1 protein-coding gene is annotated in these 283 nt (G+C 50.9%); it reads right to left on the bottom strand.

The features are described from left to right. Window positions 1–31: 31 nt before the first annotated feature. On the bottom strand, window positions 32–283 hold a 252-nt coding region (locus tag AC1RPQ_RS07820), incomplete at its 5' end, for a hypothetical protein (RefSeq protein ID WP_481762236.1).

Here is a 283-nt window from a genome sequence, read left to right as displayed (position 1 = left end):
GAAGTAGAGGTTCTGCTTCCATAGCCTGTGTCTAAAGCCATTTTGATTGAAGCGCAGTAGCTGCCTTCGACATGTAGCGGATAACCGAATATTTTGAGGGCTTCAAATCGGAGATGAGCTGATAGCGCGGAATCGCGGCGCTCGTCATCTCAAAGGCCGGGTTCCGGGCGCGCGCCAGAAACTTTTTGTACGATTCGTTTTTGATTGCGCCGGGTTCCTGATCGCGAAGCTTCGTATAAGTTTCGTTCACTTCGTCTCGACGCCACGTCGGCATATAAGGAAT

The organism is Dellaglioa sp. CoH-57-MRSF-21, from assembly GCF_056781915.1.
The sequence above is the reverse complement of the archived record's forward strand: the minus strand, read 5'-3'. Positions and strand labels throughout refer to the sequence as shown.